Source organism: Arthrobacter sp. CAN_A2, from assembly GCF_015752045.1.
In the GTDB taxonomy this organism is placed as follows: domain Bacteria; phylum Actinomycetota; class Actinomycetes; order Actinomycetales; family Micrococcaceae; genus Arthrobacter_D.
In genome coordinates this window covers 1-15,518 of the sequence record NZ_JADOUS010000010.1, presented here as the reverse complement: position 1 = coordinate 15,518, position 15,518 = coordinate 1, and the positions used below count along the sequence as shown (strand labels likewise).

Below are 15,518 nucleotides of genomic sequence, written 5' to 3'. Positions count from 1 at the left end.
GCCTAAACTGGAGGGATGACTTCAGCACCCGACAGTTCAGCCCTGCCCACCGTCGGTTTCGTGGGCTGGCGTGGCATGGTGGGCTCCGTCCTCATGCAGCGCCTCCAGGACGAGGGCGACTTCGCCAGGATCAACCCCGTGTTCTTCTCGACCTCGGCCGCCGGGGGTGCCGCACCGCAGTTCGCGGAGGGCACGGCAACACTGCAGGACGCGTACGACGTCGAGACGCTCGCCAAGCTGCCCATCATCGTCACCGCCCAGGGCGGCGACTACACCGCCGAGGTCTACCCCAAGCTGCGCGACAGCGGGTGGCAGGGCCTCTGGCTCGACGCCGCTTCCACGCTACGGATGGAGCAGGACAGCATCATCGTCCTCGATCCGGTCAACCGCGACGCCATCGACGCCGGACTGGCGAACGGTGTCCGCGACTTCATCGGCGGCAACTGCACGGTCTCCTGCATGCTCATGGGGCTGGGTGGGCTCTTCCGCAACGGCCTCGTGGAGTGGGGTACATCGATGACCTACCAGGCGGCCTCCGGTGGCGGCGCCCGCCACATGCGGGAACTGCTCAACCAGTTCGGTGCGCTCCACGGCACCGTGGCCGCCAATCTCGACGACCCCGCCTCGGCGATCCTCGACATCGACCGTGCGATCCTCGCCAAGCAGCGGCATCCGAGCCTCGAAGCGAGCCAGTTCGGCGTCCCGCTGGCCGGGTCCGTCATCCCCTGGATCGACAGCGACCTCGGCAACGGCGTCTCCCGGGAGGAGTGGAAGGCGGGGGCGGAGACCAACAAGATCCTCGGCACCGCCACGCGCATCCCCTTCGACGGCCTGTGCGTCCGTGTGGGTGCCATGCGCTCGCACTCGCAGGCGCTGACCCTGAAGCTGACGCAGGACCTGCCGGTCAGCGAGATCGAGTCGATCCTGGCGGCGGACAACGAATGGGTGCGCGTCATCCCGAACACGAAGGCGGACACAGTCGCCGGCCTGACGCCGGTAGCGGCCACCGGCTCGCTGGAGATCCCCGTCGGCCGGATCCGGAAACTCGAGATGGGCCCGGAGTACATCAGTTCGTTCACAGTGGGCGACCAGCTGTTGTGGGGAGCGGCCGAGCCGCTCCGCAGGATGCTGATGATCGCCATCGGCAACCTCTGAGGTTCATGTCTTCTCCTCACCACCTGACGTTGACTCCCCGACGCCGCCATAACGGATCGGATCCAGCCTCGAGCGATGATCGCCGCGACCGACGACGGGGGTGATTCTCTGGTGGGACCCTGATGCAGAAGATCGATGATGCAGAAGATCAGGGGCTGATCGTGTGGTGATGAAGGACCGGCACATCAGGAGACCGGCGGCGGTCCTCCCGCGTCCTCGGCCCGGTCGACTGGTGGGTGCGGGGCCCTGCGACCGAAGGTCCGCAGCAGGATGTGCAGGCTGACGAGCAGCACCCACGCCGGGAAGACCAGCGTGGCCCAAAGACTCAGGGTCGAGATGACGAGAAGCGTTGTCGCAGCGACGTACGTGATGATCGCCAGCCACTTCGGCATGGAACCGGTGCGAAGCCAGATCGTCCCGAGGGAGATCATGAAGACACCGGCCATGCGCAAGGCGTAGCCATTGCTGATCTGCAGCATCACGGCACGCCCGAAATAGGCGATCTCCTCCGTGGAGGCTGGGTCCGGGCTGGTCCGGGCGGAGGCGAGGATGCCGCCGGCAACCGCCATCGATATGAAGATCATGGCCAGGAACAACAGGCCACTGCCGAAGAAGACGGAGGCGAAGAACCTGTCTTCCGCGTCCCCGAGCCGGTCACGGATGACCCCGATGAACCACAGGAACGAGATGCCTGCGAAAGGCATGATGGTCACGGCAGCCGACAGCGCGGGGGTGCCCTCTTCGAGCCAGTCGGTGCCCCGCGCGGATTCCCCGGGAATCGCTACGCGGAGGAGGACGAGGCTGCCTGCGAAGAGCACGGCGAAGAGCACACCTGCGATGGCAGCCGATCGGGGCGTGGTCAGCCGGCGGAACTCGGACGGGCCTGCTGGTGTGGCCATGATCAGCACCCGCCGTTCCTGGGCATACTGACGATCACGGCCGTGGCGGCCGGGACCACGATGGCTGTGAGGGCGGCGGCCGCGTGGGCTGCATCCCGCACCTCACCCCTGTCCCCGGCGGTCCTCCGGCGAGGTTCGTCGTCGATTTCCTCTCCGGCGGCCATGGTTCACTCCCCCTCCCCTGCCGTGCCCTCATCGAGCAGTTCCCGCGCACTGTCCAGCGCACGCGTCAGTGCCTCCCCGACCCTCGGCGTGGCCGCGAAGGCGTTGTCGCGTCCAATCGCGTCCAGCGCACCGGTCGCTGAGAGCTGGCCCAGGATGCGCGTCCCGATCCCCGCGAGCAGTAGGTGGCCTCCGACGGCGTGAAGTTCGTCGGCGTACCGGGTGAACACCTGGATGAACGTGCTCCCGAGGTCCTCCTTGCCCCGCAGCCGCAGCACGACGACGGATCCGTGCGAAGCGGCGGTCACCGTGGGAAGCTGCTGCTCGAAGACCGCGGCGGAGGCAAAAAAGAGGCTGCCATAGGCCGTGAGGACCACGATCTCGTGCGGGGGCAGCTCCCGTGGGGGTGCCGTTTCCCGGGGGAAGTCCGTTCCGTCAGTGAAGATCCAGCGGGATACGACGATCTTGTTGGATTGGCGGGCGACGAACAGGATCGCCGAGGTGCCGACGCCGATCAGCACCGCGTATTGCAGCGGGATGAGCACCGTCAGGATGAATGTCATGGTCATGACAAGCGCCTGCGTCGGACCTGTCCGCCACACCATCTTCACCAGCTCGGGTTTGAAGGTCCGGATGCCGACCAGGATGAGCAGGGCGGCCAGCGCGGGCATGACGATGAATCCGGCGAGATCGCCCAGGAGCAGGATGACAAGGACCATGACCGCTCCGGCCGTGAGGTTCACCAGTCGGCTCCTGCCACCCGCTGGGGTCACCAGGGCGGTCGCCGACATCGAGCCGGCAACAGGCATGCCCTGCAGCATCCCGGAGGCGACATTCGCGATACCCTGGCCCCGGAAATCCCCCGACACGTCCGGGTACGAGCCGTCCGGGTTCGGCACCGACTGACTGATGGCAGCGCCCTGCACCAGGCCGACGAACGCCAGCGACAGCGCCGGAACGAGAAGCGGCAGGAACAGCGCCGCCGAAGGGAAAACGGGCCCAGGAAGGCTCTACGGGATCTCGGCGATGTCCCGTAGTTGCTGAACCGATTCCAGCGGTACCAGTGCCACCGCTGCCGAGGAGACAACGACGGCGGCGAACAGGCCCAAAGGACCCAGCGGGGTCTTCTCAAGGATGAGGATCAGTCCGATCGTGGCCAGGCCGACGAGGAACGTCGGCCCATCGAAAGCGGCCACATGGATCACTGTGTCGACGGCCCGCCCCAGACGGTTGGAGGCGTCGCTGGTGTAGCCGGTGATGCCGCCCAGTTGGCCCAGGACGATGTTGACCGCCACTGCGCTGATGAACCCGGTGAGCACCGCGTTGGGCACGAAGCGCACCAGCGTGCCGAGCTTGAACACTCCGAGAATCAGCATGACCGCCCCCGTCATGACGGCCAGGGTCACGAGGGCAGACTCCGCCGTCGCCGGTGAGCGGATCTCGGGTACGTCCGCGATGAGCACAGCCATGGCACCCGTGGCCTGCACCGACATCAGCACCGAGCTCGTGGTCAGGGCGCCGGTCACTGTGCCGACCAGATATCCGTACAGGCCGGCCAATGGACTGACGCCCGTCAGTATTCCGGCCGCCAGCCCGTCGGGGATGCTGACGAGCCCGAGGGAGATCCCGGCTCCGGCGTCCCGTCTGATTGCACGCGAGCTAGGAAGCCCGAGCTTCCACTTCCGCTTTCGCTGCTGCATCGGCATCATGCCCACCCGGCCGGGACGGGTCGCTCACGGGGTGACGATCGGGAATGAGGGATCGCCCGGCTGCAGAACTCCGAGAAGCGCTTCCAGGGCCGCGGGATCCCCTCGACCGCGGCACCGGCAGCGCCGGCAGCAGCCGACGAGCCACCGATGAACAGGGGCAGGACGGCCTTGGTCAAGGTCACTGTCGCATCGGCATCGGGGGCGGCCGGCTTCTGAACCGTGATGAGCACGCCGTTACGCAGTCTCGCCCGGTAGTTACGGCCACATCCGTGAAGGTCCAGTCGATGGCGACATCCAGGTCCCAGGCCTTCGGTCCGTCGATTCGAATGGCGATGGCGTCGAAGAACTGCTCAATACTGAGTTGCCCGAGCATGTCCGGGGAAACGACCGTGGGGGAACCGAAGTTCTGGCCGCGCAGTTCGGCCGCGCCGGAGAGGAAGAAGTTACGCCAGGTGCCGTTCTCCGAGCCGTAGCCCAGCTGTTCCAGGGTGTCGGCGAGCAGGCCCTTGGCCTCCCCGTTGGCGGGATCGGCGAACACCGCGTGGTCCAGCAGCATAGCCGCCCAGCGGAAGTCCCCGCCGTCGAATGCGGTCCTGGCCTGGCCGATGACCGCATCGAGACCGCCCATGGCGGCCACGTAGCGTGGGGCCGCCTGCTCCGGCACATGCGGCCAGAGCCGGGCCGGGTTGCCATCGAACCAGCCCATGTAGCGCTGATAGATGGCCTTCACGTTGTGATTCACCGACCCGTAGTATCCGCGGGCGTTCCACGCGTTCTCGAGGGAGGGCGGCAGTGTGATCTCTTCGGCGATCTCGGCGCCGTTCAATCCCCGGTTGATCAGGCGCAGCGTCTGGTCATGCAGGTACGCATAGAGATCACGCTGGGTGCAGAGAAAGTCCACGATCTCGTCCCGACCCCAGGTGGGCCAATGGTGCGAGCCGAATTCGACGTCGGTACGGTCGCTGAAAAGCTCGACGGCTTCCGTGAGGTACTGCACCCAAACCCGCGGGTCGCGTACCAGCGCGCCGCGCAGCGTCAGCAGGTTGTGCAGGGTGTGGTTGGCATTCTCCGCCATACACAGGGCGCGGTAGCGGGGGAAGTAGAAATGCATCTCGGCCGGGGCTTCCGTGCCCGGCGCTAGCTGGAACTCGATCTCCACCCCGTCGACCGTGAGAGTCTGACCCGTCGAGGTGATGTCGATGGTCGGCACGATCAGCGTGACCTCACCGGTGGGCAGCGTCTGTCCCAGTCCTGCCCCGACCTGGCCCTCCGTCCCCCGGTCCAATGCCGCTCCGAACATGTAGGCGGCTCGCCGGGACATGGCTGTTCCCGCGTACACGTTCTCGGCCACCGCGTGCCCGGTGAATCCCTCGGGAGCGATGACGGCGACACGTCCGCCGTCGACCTCGTCCTGGGTGGTCACCCCCTTCACCCCGCCGAAGTGGTCCCCGTGGCTGTGCGTGTAGATGACCGCGCGCACGTCCCGCGCGCCCCGGTGCTGCCGATACAGCTCGAAAGCGGCACGGGCCGTTTCCACACAGGTCAGGGGGTCGATGATGATGACACCCGTGTCCCCCTCCACGAACGTGACGTTCGCGAGGTCGAACCCACGCACCTGGTAGATGCCCTCGACCACCTCGTACAGTCCCTGCATGGCGTTCAGCTGGGACTGACGCCACAGGCTCGGATGCACCGTTGCGGGGGCGTCCCCGGAGAGGAAGGCGTAGCTGTCGTTGTCCCACACCACCGCGCCGTCGGCGGCGTGAATAGCGCCGGGCTCGCGTCTTCCCATGAAGCCACGCTGTGCATTGGTGAAATCGCGCCGGTCCTTGAAGGGCAGGGACGCCAGCGCCTCTCCGTGGGCTCCCGCGACTGCTGCCGATGCTCCCGAATCGTCCACGTCAGACGCCTTTCTCATGACCGCACCCCGGATCGGGCACGGTGTCTGTCCAGTCATGGTAGGAAACCCGGCTGTCGCGCACATGGGTCGAAAGCCTCACCTGACGTACTCAGGAGAAAGCAGGACCCGGTGGCGGCATCCGCCACAGCCCGGGACTGGCCTCCACCCAGGTGGATGACCCTGAAAGTGATTCAGCGCCGTGACTTCGGGACGTTCGCGGGGATAGTCGGGGGAAGCGGAATCATGGACCGTGCCCCAGGGACGTACCTCGTCGGGGGTGGATGATCCGTGCGTTTCGAGGCGCTCCCGGTTCACACCATACGTGGCCGTGAACCCCCGCTAGGTGCAGATGACCCCGGGCTGGGCGTGCCAGTACCGGTTGCGTCGCGCGCTGGTCCCGTGTCGACCGTGTCGACCGAGGTGGGGCGGTGGGGTGAACCAGGGGATGCCGTTGTGCGATGCCACCGTCCAGCGGCCGTCATGGACGATGTGGTGGTGATGCGCACACAGCAGGACTCCGTTGTCGATGCCGGTTGTGCCCCCGTGGGACCACGGCGTCATGTGATGGGCCTCGCACCAAGGGGCCGGGATGGTGCAGTCCGGGAAGGCGCAGCCCCGGTCCCGGGCGACCAGTGCTCGACGCAGATGCGGCGGGAAGAGCCTGCCCGCACGGCCGATGTCGAGGACCTGCCCGTCACCGCCGAGCACGAGCGGGATGAGATCGGCGTCGCAGGCGATCCGCCGGATAGTGCGCGCACTCAGCTGCTCGGTGAAGACGGCACGGCCGGTCCCGCTTCCACCCCTCGGGCCGGCGGTGAGGGCATCACCGGAAGTGTCCCGGCTACTGGTGTCCCGGCTACTGGTGTCCAGGAAGCTGGTGGTGCGGAGATCGCCGAGGAGGTCCCGGTAGTCGATGGTGACCATGACCTGGGGCCGGTGGCCACCGGCAGCCGGTAGGAGGGACGTGGACAGAGCGATCCGGCACGCGCCCACCAGCCCGTCGAGCAGGCTCTGCGCCCGCGTAGGATCTTCCAGTCGGTCCGCCGGCAAGGATCCGCTACCCACACCATCCGTCGTGGCTTCTGCACCGCGGAGGCACTGAGGATGGTCCGGGGTGCGATCGGTACTGGGCGTCCGCGGGTTCGTAGCGGTGTTCATCGCCGTGACAAGGTGCTCGAACTGCTCGTCGGTGGCCCCGATCTCGAGGATGCGCAGTCCGTTGCGCCGGCCCCGGAAGAATACGCCCTGACGATTTCGCAGCACCTTCTCCGAGGGTTCCTGACCGTCCTGGTCCAGGACGGTCTCCCAACGACGGGCGAGGACGCGCAGGACATCCTCATCGGACTCCAGCGCCTGCCTGGTGAGGTGATGCTCCATCGATTCCAACTGCTCGGGGGCGGCAACGCAGCGGACCCGTTCCACTGAAGAACAGATGACCGTCGCTGCCCGCCCGCTCAAGGTGCCTGAAGCGAACGCAACGCTGACGGCCGCCGACTGCGGCTCGACGAGCGCACCTGAGGGAGCGACCACGGGCAGTACGGTGTGCGCCAGGTCGAGCCTTCGCTTCGCCTCGGCCAGGCTGATACCCAGCCTCACCCGCAGGTAGTCCGCACAGGTACGGAATCGAATCCCGCTCGCATCATCACCTGATTGCTCACCGGAAGCCCTCACCCCGGCCGCGCCGACCGTTCCTGGCCTTCCGAGTGGCTGTTCCGCCCGCGTCTGGAGAGAACCGACGGCACGAGGCCTGTCACCCGATGCCAGCTCCTGCGCCTCCGCCATGCCCGCGGCGAATACCTGAAGATAGTCGACGACCCGCGAGATGTCCTCGATCTCGACGAGCGTCCGCATTGCCGCGCTCCGTGAGAGCGTCCGGCCACGGTCGGTCAGTAAGCCGGCCACCTGCACGAGTGCGGCACGCACGGATCCCAGAGAAAGGTCCTGGTCACTCGGATCCTCCATCGGTGCATTGGTCATACCTGATTTTATCGAACACACGTACTATTTCCGAGTGCGCGATGTCAATGTGGAGGACAAGTCGGCAACGACTTATCCACATGTCGAGCACGGTGGCGGCGACCGCGCGCGGGCCCTGATCCCGGAACCGACTCTACCGAACAGCCGGCCCCAAAAGGTCGGAGGGTGCCGGGAGGATGGGCGCATGGATCCCGTGAACGCAGACATCATCCTCCGGCGCTTCTTCGCGGCCAGCGGCCATACGCGGCACCCGGCGAGCCTGCTGCGGTACGAGCGCGTCCAGGACCACCTCAGGCACTACCTCGAGCACATCGCCGCGGACGGGCTGGCAGTCGGCGACCGGGAGCTGCTCGCCCTGGAACGCCAGTTCGGGACCGAGGACCCCTACGTCGGGGTCATGGGCGCACGGCAGTTGCTGCACGCCCTGCCCGAGTTCCTGGCTGCACCACAGCTCCTCCCGGACTTCCACGACCGCCTCGCACAGATCAGCGTCGCCTCACGCCTCGCGCAGTGGCTGTGCTCGCGGCAACTCGTGCAGCGCGAGGACAGCTGGAACGACGTCGTCCTCACCCGCGCCGCTGCCGAGCAAGCGCGCCGCTCCCCCGCCCGCTGACGGGACCGGGCAGCCAAACCCCGGGCAACCGCGGGACCTGGCAGACGGGCAGACGAAGTACGGGCAAACCCTGAACGGTCAGAGGACGCAGTTGATGAGCAGCGGCTCGGGCTCCAACCGGATGCCGAAGGCCCGCTCCACCCCGTCCCGCACGAGCCGGGCCACGGACAGCAGGTCCGACGCCGAGGCACCACCCCTGTTCGTGAGGGCGAGCGTGTGCTTCGTCGACAGCGAGGCCCGGCCACCGGCAGCGGCGAACCCGTCGTCGTCCGCGAGGCCGAACCCCTTGGAGAACCCGGCGTGCTCGATGAGCCAGGCGGCACTGAGCTTCACGCGGCCGTCCTCACCCGACGGATAGCGGGGAGCGTCGTCGGGCAGCCGCTCCGCGACGTCCTGCGGGACGATCGGGTTGGTGAAGAACGATCCCGTGCTCCAGGTGTCCGGGTCCGGCGCCTCCAGCACCATGCCCTTGCCTGCACGCAGCCTGAGCACCTCACGGCGCACGTCGTTGGCGTAGGCACGCGCCCCGACCTCGACGCCGAGCGCACGGGCGAGCTCGGCGTACCGGATCGGGGTGCTCATGCGTCCGAGTCCGAGCTGGAATTCGACCGTCAGCACCACGTAGCGCGGTGACCCGTCGACGGTGCTGCGCTTGAGCAGGGAATCACGGTAGCCGAACTGCAGCTCGAAGTTGGTGAAGCTTCTGATGCTGTCCGTCTCGCGGTCGAAAGTCCGGACGGTGGCGATGGTGTGGGACACGTCCGAGCCGTAGGCCCCGACATTCTGGACCGGCGTCGCACCCGTGGACCCCGGGATGCCCGAGAGGGCCTCAAGGCCCGTGAACGCGTGGAGGACGGTGTACCTGACAAGGTCGTCCCAGTCGTGTCCGGCCTGGACCTTGACCATGACGCCGCCGCAGGTGGCGTCGTCGTCGTTGACGGTGAAACCGCTCGAGGTGATGCGGAGGACGGTGCCTGCGAAGCCGTCGTCGCCGATCAGCAGGTTCGAACCGCCACTGATGATGAGCAGCGGCTCACCGGAGGCATCGGCGGCCCGGACGGCCTCCACGATCTCCTCCTCGGTCGACGCCTCCACGAACGTACGTGCGAGTCCTCCGACCCGCGCCGTTGTGACGTCGGCCAGGAGAGTGCCGGTCAGGGGCACGGTCATGACAGTTTCACCACGGCCTGCGCCTTCACGAGCACCTTCTGCCCGGCGAACGTCACGGTGAGGTCGATCCTCGCCATCGACCGCTCGGCGTCGATCGCGCCGACGACGCCCGTCACCTCCACCACGGCTCCGGGCTCCCCGGGATGCGCCGTGGTGTCCTCGACGACGACGGGCTTGGTGAAACGCGTCTGGTAGTCGATGACTGCGGCGGGGTCGCCCGCCCAGTCGGTGACGAGCTGGACGACGGCACCCATGGTGAACATGCCATGCGCGATCACGCCGGGAAGCCCGACACCCTCGGCGAACGCCTGGTTCCAGTGGATGGGGTTGAAGTCCCCCGACGCGCCCGCGTACCGGACGAGGTCCTGGCGGGTGATGTCGATGGTGGTGGAGCCGATCTGCCGGCCCACTTCGAGCGTGCTGATGGATACGGTCATGGCTACTGGTCCTGTCCACGAACGAGGAGGGACGACGTCGTGGTGGCCGTCGGCTCGCCGTCGATGGTCGAGATCTCCGCACGCGTGGTGATCATCGCGCCGCCGCCCATGGCCCTGACCTGGTCCACATGGAGTTCGGCGACGAGCTGGTCGCCGGCGAGGATCGGGCGGTGGTGGACGAAACGCTGGTCTGCGTGGACGACACGGGTGAAATCGATCCCCGCACCCGGGTCATTGATGAGCTGCGCATCGGCACGCTGGGCGACGACGATCGCGAAGGTGGGCGGGGCCACGAGGTCCCGGTGCCCGAGCGCCGCCGCGGCGTCGACGTCGTAGTGCGCCGGGTGGGTCGCCTTGACGGCGCGGGCAAAATCGCGGATCGCCTCACGGCCCACGGAGTAGGTCTCTCCTGCGGGGTAGCTGCGCCCCTGCAGGTCTGGGTCGATGGTCATGGTTCCTCCGATGGAAACGGCGTCGGGCGGGCGGGAGATCCTGGCTGAAGGCATGGGGAGGGGACGGCGTCCGCCGTCGGGCCGGGCGTGCTCAGCGCCTGTCCCGGAGGCGGCGCCGGGTGTCGCGCGAGCGCACCACCATGCCGGCGAGGTGGCACACCATACCGACCACGATGATCGGGATGCCGGTGAGGACGAGCGTGCGCTGGTCCGTGACGGCTCCCACCACGGCGATGAGGATGCCGAGCGCCGTGGTCACCAGGGCGGAGACCACCAGCTTGCGGTACAGGTCCGAGCCGGTCTCCCAGGGCGTATTCAGCATTCCCCGATTCTACTGCCGTCTGCCCAGCGGTCATCAGAAGAGGGCTTCCTGGACGGCCGGCACCGGAGTGCTGAAGTCACCGGCCCGCAGCCGCCGACCCTTGAGCTGGGAGAGATCGGCGACGAACACGAGGTCCGCGCCGTCGATGGAGACCAGCGCCGACGAGCCGAGCACCTCTCGGACGGTGACGCCGTGCCGGCCGCGGCCCAGCGGCACCGGATACGGCTGCAGCCCCCGCAGGCCGAGGACGGCGGACCACGACGGTGGCGGCTCGAACTCCTCGTGCACCACCTCGAAGCCCTCGATGCCCATGCCCCCGCCCAGCAGTCCCCGGGCCGCCAGGGCGAACCCGTCGTTGAGGTGCTGGAGCTCGACCGGGGGCAGCGGTGCGCACAGGGACGCGGCCTTGGTGGCGGATCGTACGGCCTGCGGCAGGCCGACCGTGCGGGTGACCTCGTCCTCGAGGACCCGGACGACCCGCCCGTCCCGGGCGTACGCGACGAATTGCGCCACGATGGCGCCCTGCTCCACCAGGCGCGCCCGCTTCCGCGGGTGCGACGCCGTCCCGACCTTCGTCGAGCCGTCCGCGAAGGTCGCCACGTAGAGCCAGTGGGGCTGGTCGAGGTAGCGCTTCAGCCCCGCGGGGGCGATCCCGGAGCGATGGATGTCGTGCATGAAGCGGACGTCGTCCTGCGCGAAGCACCGCCCGCACTGGTGGCCGCGCTCCGCCGGCGCCTGATCAGCGCACCGCACCCAGGTGCGATCGTCCCGTCCATGGACGCGGTGGAAGCCGAGGCAGTACTTCTCCTCCGCGGTGACCTCGAAGGCCAGTCTCGTGCCGGGCGTGAGCTGCAACTCGCGCAGCCCCTCATCGTCGCCATCGGAGTCCCCGCGCAGCGCCGACACCGCCCACATGGACAGGGCAGGCCCTGCCTCGTGCCAGGTCACGCCGCTGCAGAGATAGGTGGGTTCCACGGATCCAGCGTAGGGGCCGGCGCCGACAACGACGGCGGGCCATGCGGGCATCGGCGCTGATCGGCCGGCCAGGGGTCCCGGGCATTGGGGCCACCGGACTCTGGTGTCCGCAGCGGACGTCGGGGAAACTGATGCCGCACGACCCGCGCGTCCGCCCGGCCGGACGCCACGACGCCCAGGAGGATCACGCCATGGAAAGCGACGAACGACCCGGAACCATCCTGTCTGACGCCGAAGCATGGGACATGCTGAAACACTGTGAGTACGGTCGCCTCGCCGTGAGCGTGCTGGGCGAGCCGGACATCTACCCGCTCAACTTCGTCACCCACAACGGCGCGCTGTTCATGCGGACGAATCCCGGCACGAAGCTGGCCGAAATCACGGTGAACGAGCGCGTCGCCTTCGAGGTGGACGAGGTGAACAAGGACGAAGCCTGGAGCGTGGTCATCAAGGGCACGGCCCGGGTGATCGTGTCGCAGTCCGAGGTGGATGAGGCGGACACGCTACCGCTCAAGCCCTGGATCCCGACACGGAAGTACACGTATGTGGAGATCACGCCCACCTACATCCATGGGCGCCACTTCGAACTGGGCGAGGAACCGGAGCGGTACTGACCTGCCGGGGATCATCCCGGCGTCCCTCCCCCGCCCGCGAGCACGCGGCTGAGGTCGTAGGCCGCCGGGATGTCGAGCTGGTCGAACGTGCAGGAGCGGGCCTCCCGGTCCGGCCGCCACCGTTCGAACTGGACGGTGTGGCGGAAGCGGTCACCCTCCATCTGGTCGTACCGCACCTCGACCACGCGCCGCGGATGGAGCCGGATGTAGGACACGTCCTTCGCGGGGGCGAAGCGGCTCCGCTCGGTGGCACCGAGTTCTGCCGCGCCGTCGTCGTCGCGCATCACGTCCTGCTCCAGCTCGCCGACCAGTTCCAGCCGGCGCGTGTCCGAGAACGCGGAGATACCGCCGACGTTCCGTAGCCCACCGTCATCGTCGTACAGACCGAGCAGCAGCGACCCCACTCCCTGCCCCGACTTGTGGACACGGTAGCCGAGCACCACGGTGTCGGCGCTGCGGTGGTGCTTCACCTTGAGCATGCGCCGCTTGTTCGGCTCGTAGCCGGCGGCCAGCGGCTTCGCGACGACGCCGTCGAGGCCGGCACCCTCGAACTCCACGAGCCAGCGGCGCGCGAGCTCGACGTCGTGCGTGACCTGCGAGAGGTGGACCGGCTGCGCGAAGGACTCACCGACACCCTCCAGTGCTTTCCGGCGCTCGCCGAACGGGACACCCGTCAGGTCGGCCCCGTCCAGGGCGAGGAGGTCGAAGGCGACGAACGACGACGGCGTCTGCCCCGCCAGGAGCCGCACCCGGCTCTCCGCCGGATGGATCCGCTGCGACAGGGCGTCCCAGTCGAGCCGCTCGGCACCGGGTTCCCCCTTCCGCACCACGATCTCGCCGTCGACGACGCAGCGCTCGGGAAGGTTCTCGAGCAGTGCCTCGACGAGTTCCGGGAAGTACCGGGTGAGCATCTTCGAACCACGGCTGCCGATATCGCAGGTGCCGTCCGCGATCCGCACGATCGCCCGGAACCCGTCCCACTTGGGCTCGTAGACCAGACCTCCGGGCACGCTGTCCGGCTCAGGGACGGCAGCGACGGCCTTGGCGAGCATGGGCTGGACGGGGAACGGGAGGTCGGTCATCCTCTGATCCTGTCGTATCGGCCCGGGCTTGGCCATGAATGCCCCTGCCACGCGGACTCCCTCGACGACACTGCAGGGCCCGCCGGACGGCGGACCCTGCAGTGTCGTCGAGGCTTCGTCTCCGGACGTACCCGGATTTACGGGGTCTGTCCCTCGTGGGGGCCTTCCTCGATCTCCTCGAGGAGCTTGTCGTTGAACGCCTCGAGATCGTCAGGGGTGCGGCTGGTGACCAGTCCCTGATCCACCACGACCTCCTCGTCGCTCCAATTGGCGCCCGCGTTCTTCAGGTCCGTGGCGAGCGTGTGGTAGGACGTCATGTCCCGGCCGCTCACCACGCCGGCCTCGATGAGCAGCCACGGGCCGTGGCAGATGGAGGCGACAGGCTTGTGCTGCTCGAAGAAGGCCCGGGTGAACGCCTGGGCGTCCTTGTCGACGCGCAGGAAGTCGGCATTCACGACGCCGCCCGGGAGGACCAGGGCGTCGTAGTCGTCGGCCTTCGCCTCTGCCACGGCGAGGTCCGCCTCGAACGTGTCGCCCTTGTCCATCCCGTCGAAGCCCTGGAGGGTCCCCGTCCTGGGTGCGATCAGCGTGGGGACTCCGCCCGCCTGCTCGACGGCGTTCCAGGGGCTCGTGAGCTCGATCTGCTCCACCCCGTCCGTCAGCAGGAATGCGACCTTCTTACCGGAAATGTCGTGCTGGGACATGCTGTTCTCCCTTGCCTAGAGCGTGGCTGTCATGCCAGGTCCAGCCTAGGAATGCGCCGGGTCATAAGCAAGCTGAGCATCTGCCTGCCACGGGGAGCCGGCGGCGTCCGAGGCCGAGATCTCGGACGTGTCCTTGGTGTTCACCGCCGGGGGCTGGATGATGGGCTGGCGACGGGTGCCTCCGCACCCGCCGGCTCGAAGCGTCGGGAAGAGGTACGCCATAGTGACTGACTACACACAAGAGTTCTGGGACGACCGCTACCGGCAGCACGCGTCGAGGATCTGGAGCGGCAACCCGAACCGGCAGCTTGTCGCCGCGGCGGAGGCCCTGACGCCCGGCCGTGCGCTCGACGTCGGTTGCGGAGAGGGCGCCGACGCCGTCTGGCTCGCCTCCCGGGGATGGACCGTCCTCGGCGTCGATGTCTCGGAGGTGGCCCTCACCCGTGCCCGCACCCACGCCCGGGAGCTCGAAGGTCCGATCGCGGACCGCCTGGAGTGGCGGCACGTGGACCTCCTGGCCTCGCCGGAACTGCCTGGAGGACAGGACCTCGTGTCGGTCCAGTTCATGCACCTCCCGGATCCGGACCGTTCGCGGGTCTTCCGGGAGCTCGCGACGCTCGTCGGCGTCGGCGGTACCCTCCTGATCGTCGCCCACGATCCGTCGGACCGGCACGCCGGGGTCGGACGGCCGCCGCACGCCGAGGTGTTCTACACCCCGGAGCAGATCGCCGCACTGCTCGACGACTCCTGGGACATCCTCGCCTGCGAAGCACGGCCGAGGACGCAGCGCACCCCGGACGGCCGTGACGTGGCGATCAAGGACGCCGTCCTTCAGGCCGTACGGCTCCGCTGAAGCAGGCGCAGACCGACACCCCTGCACACGCAGAAGGCCCCGGAGCCGAAGCTCCGGGGCCTTCTCTGTGGTTCGTCCTGTAGCGGTGGTGGGACTCGATCCCACGACCTCACGATTATGAGTCGTGCGCTCTAACCAGCTGAGCTACACCGCCCCAAATGAGTCTGCCCGCACCGATCAAATGATCGTCACGGGCCCCCTCATTTGCGAGCCCCCCACCGGAATCGATCCGGTGACCTCGTTCTTACCAAGAACGCGCTCTACCACTGAGCTAGGGGGGCAACAGCAAGAAACTTTACCAGTTCCGGGCCGCTGGTGCGAAATCGGCAGCCGCTCCACGGCGGCTGCCGGATTCCGCGCCGGACCCGCGCAGAGCGCGGGTCCGGCGGGGTTCGGTCAGCTAGGGCGTGTCTCCTAACCGTTTGAGCCAGAGGGTAATCGCGCGTAGTACGGCGCCGCCGCGGTAGGTGAGGGCGAGTTTGTCGTAGCGGGTC

Annotated in this window: 16 protein-coding genes, 2 tRNA genes and 1 pseudogene; 4 read left to right on the top strand and 15 right to left on the bottom strand. The window is 68.0% G+C overall.

The window, feature by feature from the left end; translation table 11 throughout:
- Positions 1–15: 15 nt before the first annotated feature.
- Positions 16–1,155: an aspartate-semialdehyde dehydrogenase gene (gene asd / locus IWX63_RS13400; protein ID WP_199278670.1), complete on the top strand. Its 1,140-nt coding sequence runs from the start codon at positions 16–18 to the stop codon at positions 1,153–1,155.
- Positions 1,156–1,340: 185 nt separating this feature from the next.
- Here asd and IWX63_RS13395 read toward each other — a convergent pair whose 3' ends face one another.
- The 6 genes and pseudogenes from IWX63_RS13395 to IWX63_RS13370 form a co-directional block, all read right to left on the bottom strand.
- Positions 1,341–2,054, bottom strand: coding sequence for a hypothetical protein (locus IWX63_RS13395; protein ID WP_199278669.1), 714 nt, complete (start codon positions 2,052–2,054; stop codon positions 1,341–1,343).
- Positions 2,055–2,056: 2 nt separating this feature from the next.
- Positions 2,057–2,218: a hypothetical protein gene (locus tag IWX63_RS13390; protein ID WP_199278668.1), complete on the bottom strand. Its 162-nt coding sequence runs from the start codon at positions 2,216–2,218 to the stop codon at positions 2,057–2,059.
- A gap of 3 nt (positions 2,219–2,221) precedes the next feature.
- Positions 2,222–3,193 (bottom strand): SulP family inorganic anion transporter, encoded by a 972-nt coding sequence (locus tag IWX63_RS13385; protein WP_334685886.1) that lies wholly within the window; start codon positions 3,191–3,193, stop codon positions 2,222–2,224.
- A gap of 33 nt (positions 3,194–3,226) precedes the next feature.
- Positions 3,227–3,916 (bottom strand): SulP family inorganic anion transporter, encoded by a 690-nt coding sequence (locus tag IWX63_RS13380; RefSeq protein WP_199278666.1) that lies wholly within the window; start codon positions 3,914–3,916, stop codon positions 3,227–3,229.
- Between the two features lie 5 nt (positions 3,917–3,921).
- A pseudogene (locus IWX63_RS13375) lies at positions 3,922–5,579 on the bottom strand (alkyl/aryl-sulfatase).
- Positions 5,580–6,164: 585 nt separating this feature from the next.
- Positions 6,165–7,802, bottom strand: coding sequence for an HNH endonuclease signature motif containing protein (locus IWX63_RS13370; RefSeq protein WP_199278665.1), 1,638 nt, complete (start codon positions 7,800–7,802; stop codon positions 6,165–6,167).
- Positions 7,803–7,986: 184 nt separating this feature from the next.
- On the opposite strand from IWX63_RS13370, the gene IWX63_RS13365 reads away from it, so the two are divergent.
- Positions 7,987–8,415, top strand: coding sequence for a hypothetical protein (locus tag IWX63_RS13365; protein WP_199278664.1), 429 nt, complete (start codon positions 7,987–7,989; stop codon positions 8,413–8,415).
- Between the two features lie 78 nt (positions 8,416–8,493).
- Here IWX63_RS13365 and IWX63_RS13360 read toward each other — a convergent pair whose 3' ends face one another.
- The 5 genes from IWX63_RS13360 to IWX63_RS13340 all read right to left on the bottom strand — a co-directional run bounded on the left by IWX63_RS13360 (position 8,494) and on the right by IWX63_RS13340 (position 11,771).
- Positions 8,494–9,585, bottom strand: coding sequence for a UDP-N-acetylmuramate dehydrogenase (locus IWX63_RS13360; protein ID WP_442859131.1), 1,092 nt, complete (start codon positions 9,583–9,585; stop codon positions 8,494–8,496).
- Positions 9,582–10,022 (bottom strand): MaoC family dehydratase, encoded by a 441-nt coding sequence (locus tag IWX63_RS13355; protein ID WP_199278663.1) that lies wholly within the window; start codon positions 10,020–10,022, stop codon positions 9,582–9,584. The genes IWX63_RS13360 and IWX63_RS13355 overlap by 4 nt, the downstream gene beginning before the upstream one ends.
- A gap of 2 nt (positions 10,023–10,024) precedes the next feature.
- Positions 10,025–10,474, bottom strand: coding sequence for an FAS1-like dehydratase domain-containing protein (locus IWX63_RS13350; protein WP_199278662.1), 450 nt, complete (start codon positions 10,472–10,474; stop codon positions 10,025–10,027).
- A gap of 91 nt (positions 10,475–10,565) precedes the next feature.
- Complete coding sequence (locus IWX63_RS13345) at positions 10,566–10,796, bottom strand: hypothetical protein (RefSeq protein ID WP_199278661.1); 231 nt, start codon at positions 10,794–10,796, stop codon at positions 10,566–10,568.
- A gap of 33 nt (positions 10,797–10,829) precedes the next feature.
- A complete protein-coding gene (locus tag IWX63_RS13340) occupies positions 10,830–11,771 on the bottom strand; it encodes a DUF2797 domain-containing protein (protein ID WP_334685868.1) in 942 nt (313 codons plus the stop codon).
- A gap of 191 nt (positions 11,772–11,962) precedes the next feature.
- Here IWX63_RS13340 and IWX63_RS13335 point away from each other — a divergent pair, with 191 nt between their 5' ends.
- Entirely contained in the window at positions 11,963–12,385 is a 423-nt protein-coding gene (locus IWX63_RS13335) for a pyridoxamine 5'-phosphate oxidase family protein (protein ID WP_199278659.1), read from the top strand.
- 11 nt (positions 12,386–12,396) lie between these two features.
- Here the strand turns inward: IWX63_RS13335 and IWX63_RS13330 are convergent, their stop codons facing one another.
- Together IWX63_RS13330 and IWX63_RS13325 are read right to left on the bottom strand one after the other, a co-directional pair.
- A complete protein-coding gene (locus IWX63_RS13330; RefSeq protein ID WP_199278658.1) occupies positions 12,397–13,467 on the bottom strand; it encodes an ATP-dependent DNA ligase in 1,071 nt (356 codons plus the stop codon).
- Positions 13,468–13,604: 137 nt separating this feature from the next.
- Positions 13,605–14,171 (bottom strand): type 1 glutamine amidotransferase domain-containing protein, encoded by a 567-nt coding sequence (locus tag IWX63_RS13325; RefSeq protein ID WP_199278657.1) that lies wholly within the window; start codon positions 14,169–14,171, stop codon positions 13,605–13,607.
- Between the two features lie 223 nt (positions 14,172–14,394).
- Here IWX63_RS13325 and IWX63_RS13320 point away from each other — a divergent pair, with 223 nt between their 5' ends.
- Complete coding sequence (locus IWX63_RS13320; protein WP_334685867.1) at positions 14,395–15,024, top strand: class I SAM-dependent methyltransferase; 630 nt, start codon at positions 14,395–14,397, stop codon at positions 15,022–15,024.
- A gap of 80 nt (positions 15,025–15,104) precedes the next feature.
- Here IWX63_RS13320 and IWX63_RS13315 read toward each other — a convergent pair.
- Together IWX63_RS13315 and IWX63_RS13310 are read right to left on the bottom strand one after the other, a co-directional pair.
- Positions 15,105–15,178, bottom strand: a tRNA-Met gene (locus IWX63_RS13315).
- Positions 15,179–15,233: 55 nt separating this feature from the next.
- Positions 15,234–15,305 (bottom strand) — tRNA-Thr (locus tag IWX63_RS13310).
- Positions 15,306–15,518: the final 213 nt, after the last annotated feature.

What these genes read in the sequence shown, in the direction of transcription:
- asd (WP_199278670.1), top strand. Translation starts at nt 16, where the DNA reads ATGACTTCAGCACCCGACAGTTCAGCCCTGCCCACCGTCGGTTTCGTG.
- IWX63_RS13395 (WP_199278669.1), bottom strand. Translation starts at nt 2,054, where the DNA reads ATGGCCACACCAGCAGGCCCGTCCGAGTTCCGCCGGCTGACCACGCCC.
- IWX63_RS13390 (WP_199278668.1), bottom strand. Translation starts at nt 2,218, where the DNA reads ATGGCCGCCGGAGAGGAAATCGACGACGAACCTCGCCGGAGGACCGCC.
- IWX63_RS13380 (WP_199278666.1), bottom strand. Translation starts at nt 3,916, where the DNA reads ATGCAGCAGCGAAAGCGGAAGTGGAAGCTCGGGCTTCCTAGCTCGCGT.
- IWX63_RS13370 (WP_199278665.1), bottom strand. Translation starts at nt 7,802, where the DNA reads ATGACCAATGCACCGATGGAGGATCCGAGTGACCAGGACCTTTCTCTG.
- IWX63_RS13365 (WP_199278664.1), top strand. Translation starts at nt 7,987, where the DNA reads ATGGATCCCGTGAACGCAGACATCATCCTCCGGCGCTTCTTCGCGGCC.
- IWX63_RS13360 (WP_442859131.1), bottom strand. Translation starts at nt 9,585, where the DNA reads ATGACCGTGCCCCTGACCGGCACTCTCCTGGCCGACGTCACAACGGCG.
- IWX63_RS13355 (WP_199278663.1), bottom strand. Translation starts at nt 10,022, where the DNA reads ATGACCGTATCCATCAGCACGCTCGAAGTGGGCCGGCAGATCGGCTCC.
- IWX63_RS13350 (WP_199278662.1), bottom strand. Translation starts at nt 10,474, where the DNA reads ATGACCATCGACCCAGACCTGCAGGGGCGCAGCTACCCCGCAGGAGAG.
- IWX63_RS13345 (WP_199278661.1), bottom strand. Translation starts at nt 10,796, where the DNA reads ATGCTGAATACGCCCTGGGAGACCGGCTCGGACCTGTACCGCAAGCTG.
- IWX63_RS13335 (WP_199278659.1), top strand. Translation starts at nt 11,963, where the DNA reads ATGGAAAGCGACGAACGACCCGGAACCATCCTGTCTGACGCCGAAGCA.
- IWX63_RS13330 (WP_199278658.1), bottom strand. Translation starts at nt 13,467, where the DNA reads ATGACCGACCTCCCGTTCCCCGTCCAGCCCATGCTCGCCAAGGCCGTC.
- IWX63_RS13325 (WP_199278657.1), bottom strand. Translation starts at nt 14,171, where the DNA reads ATGTCCCAGCACGACATTTCCGGTAAGAAGGTCGCATTCCTGCTGACG.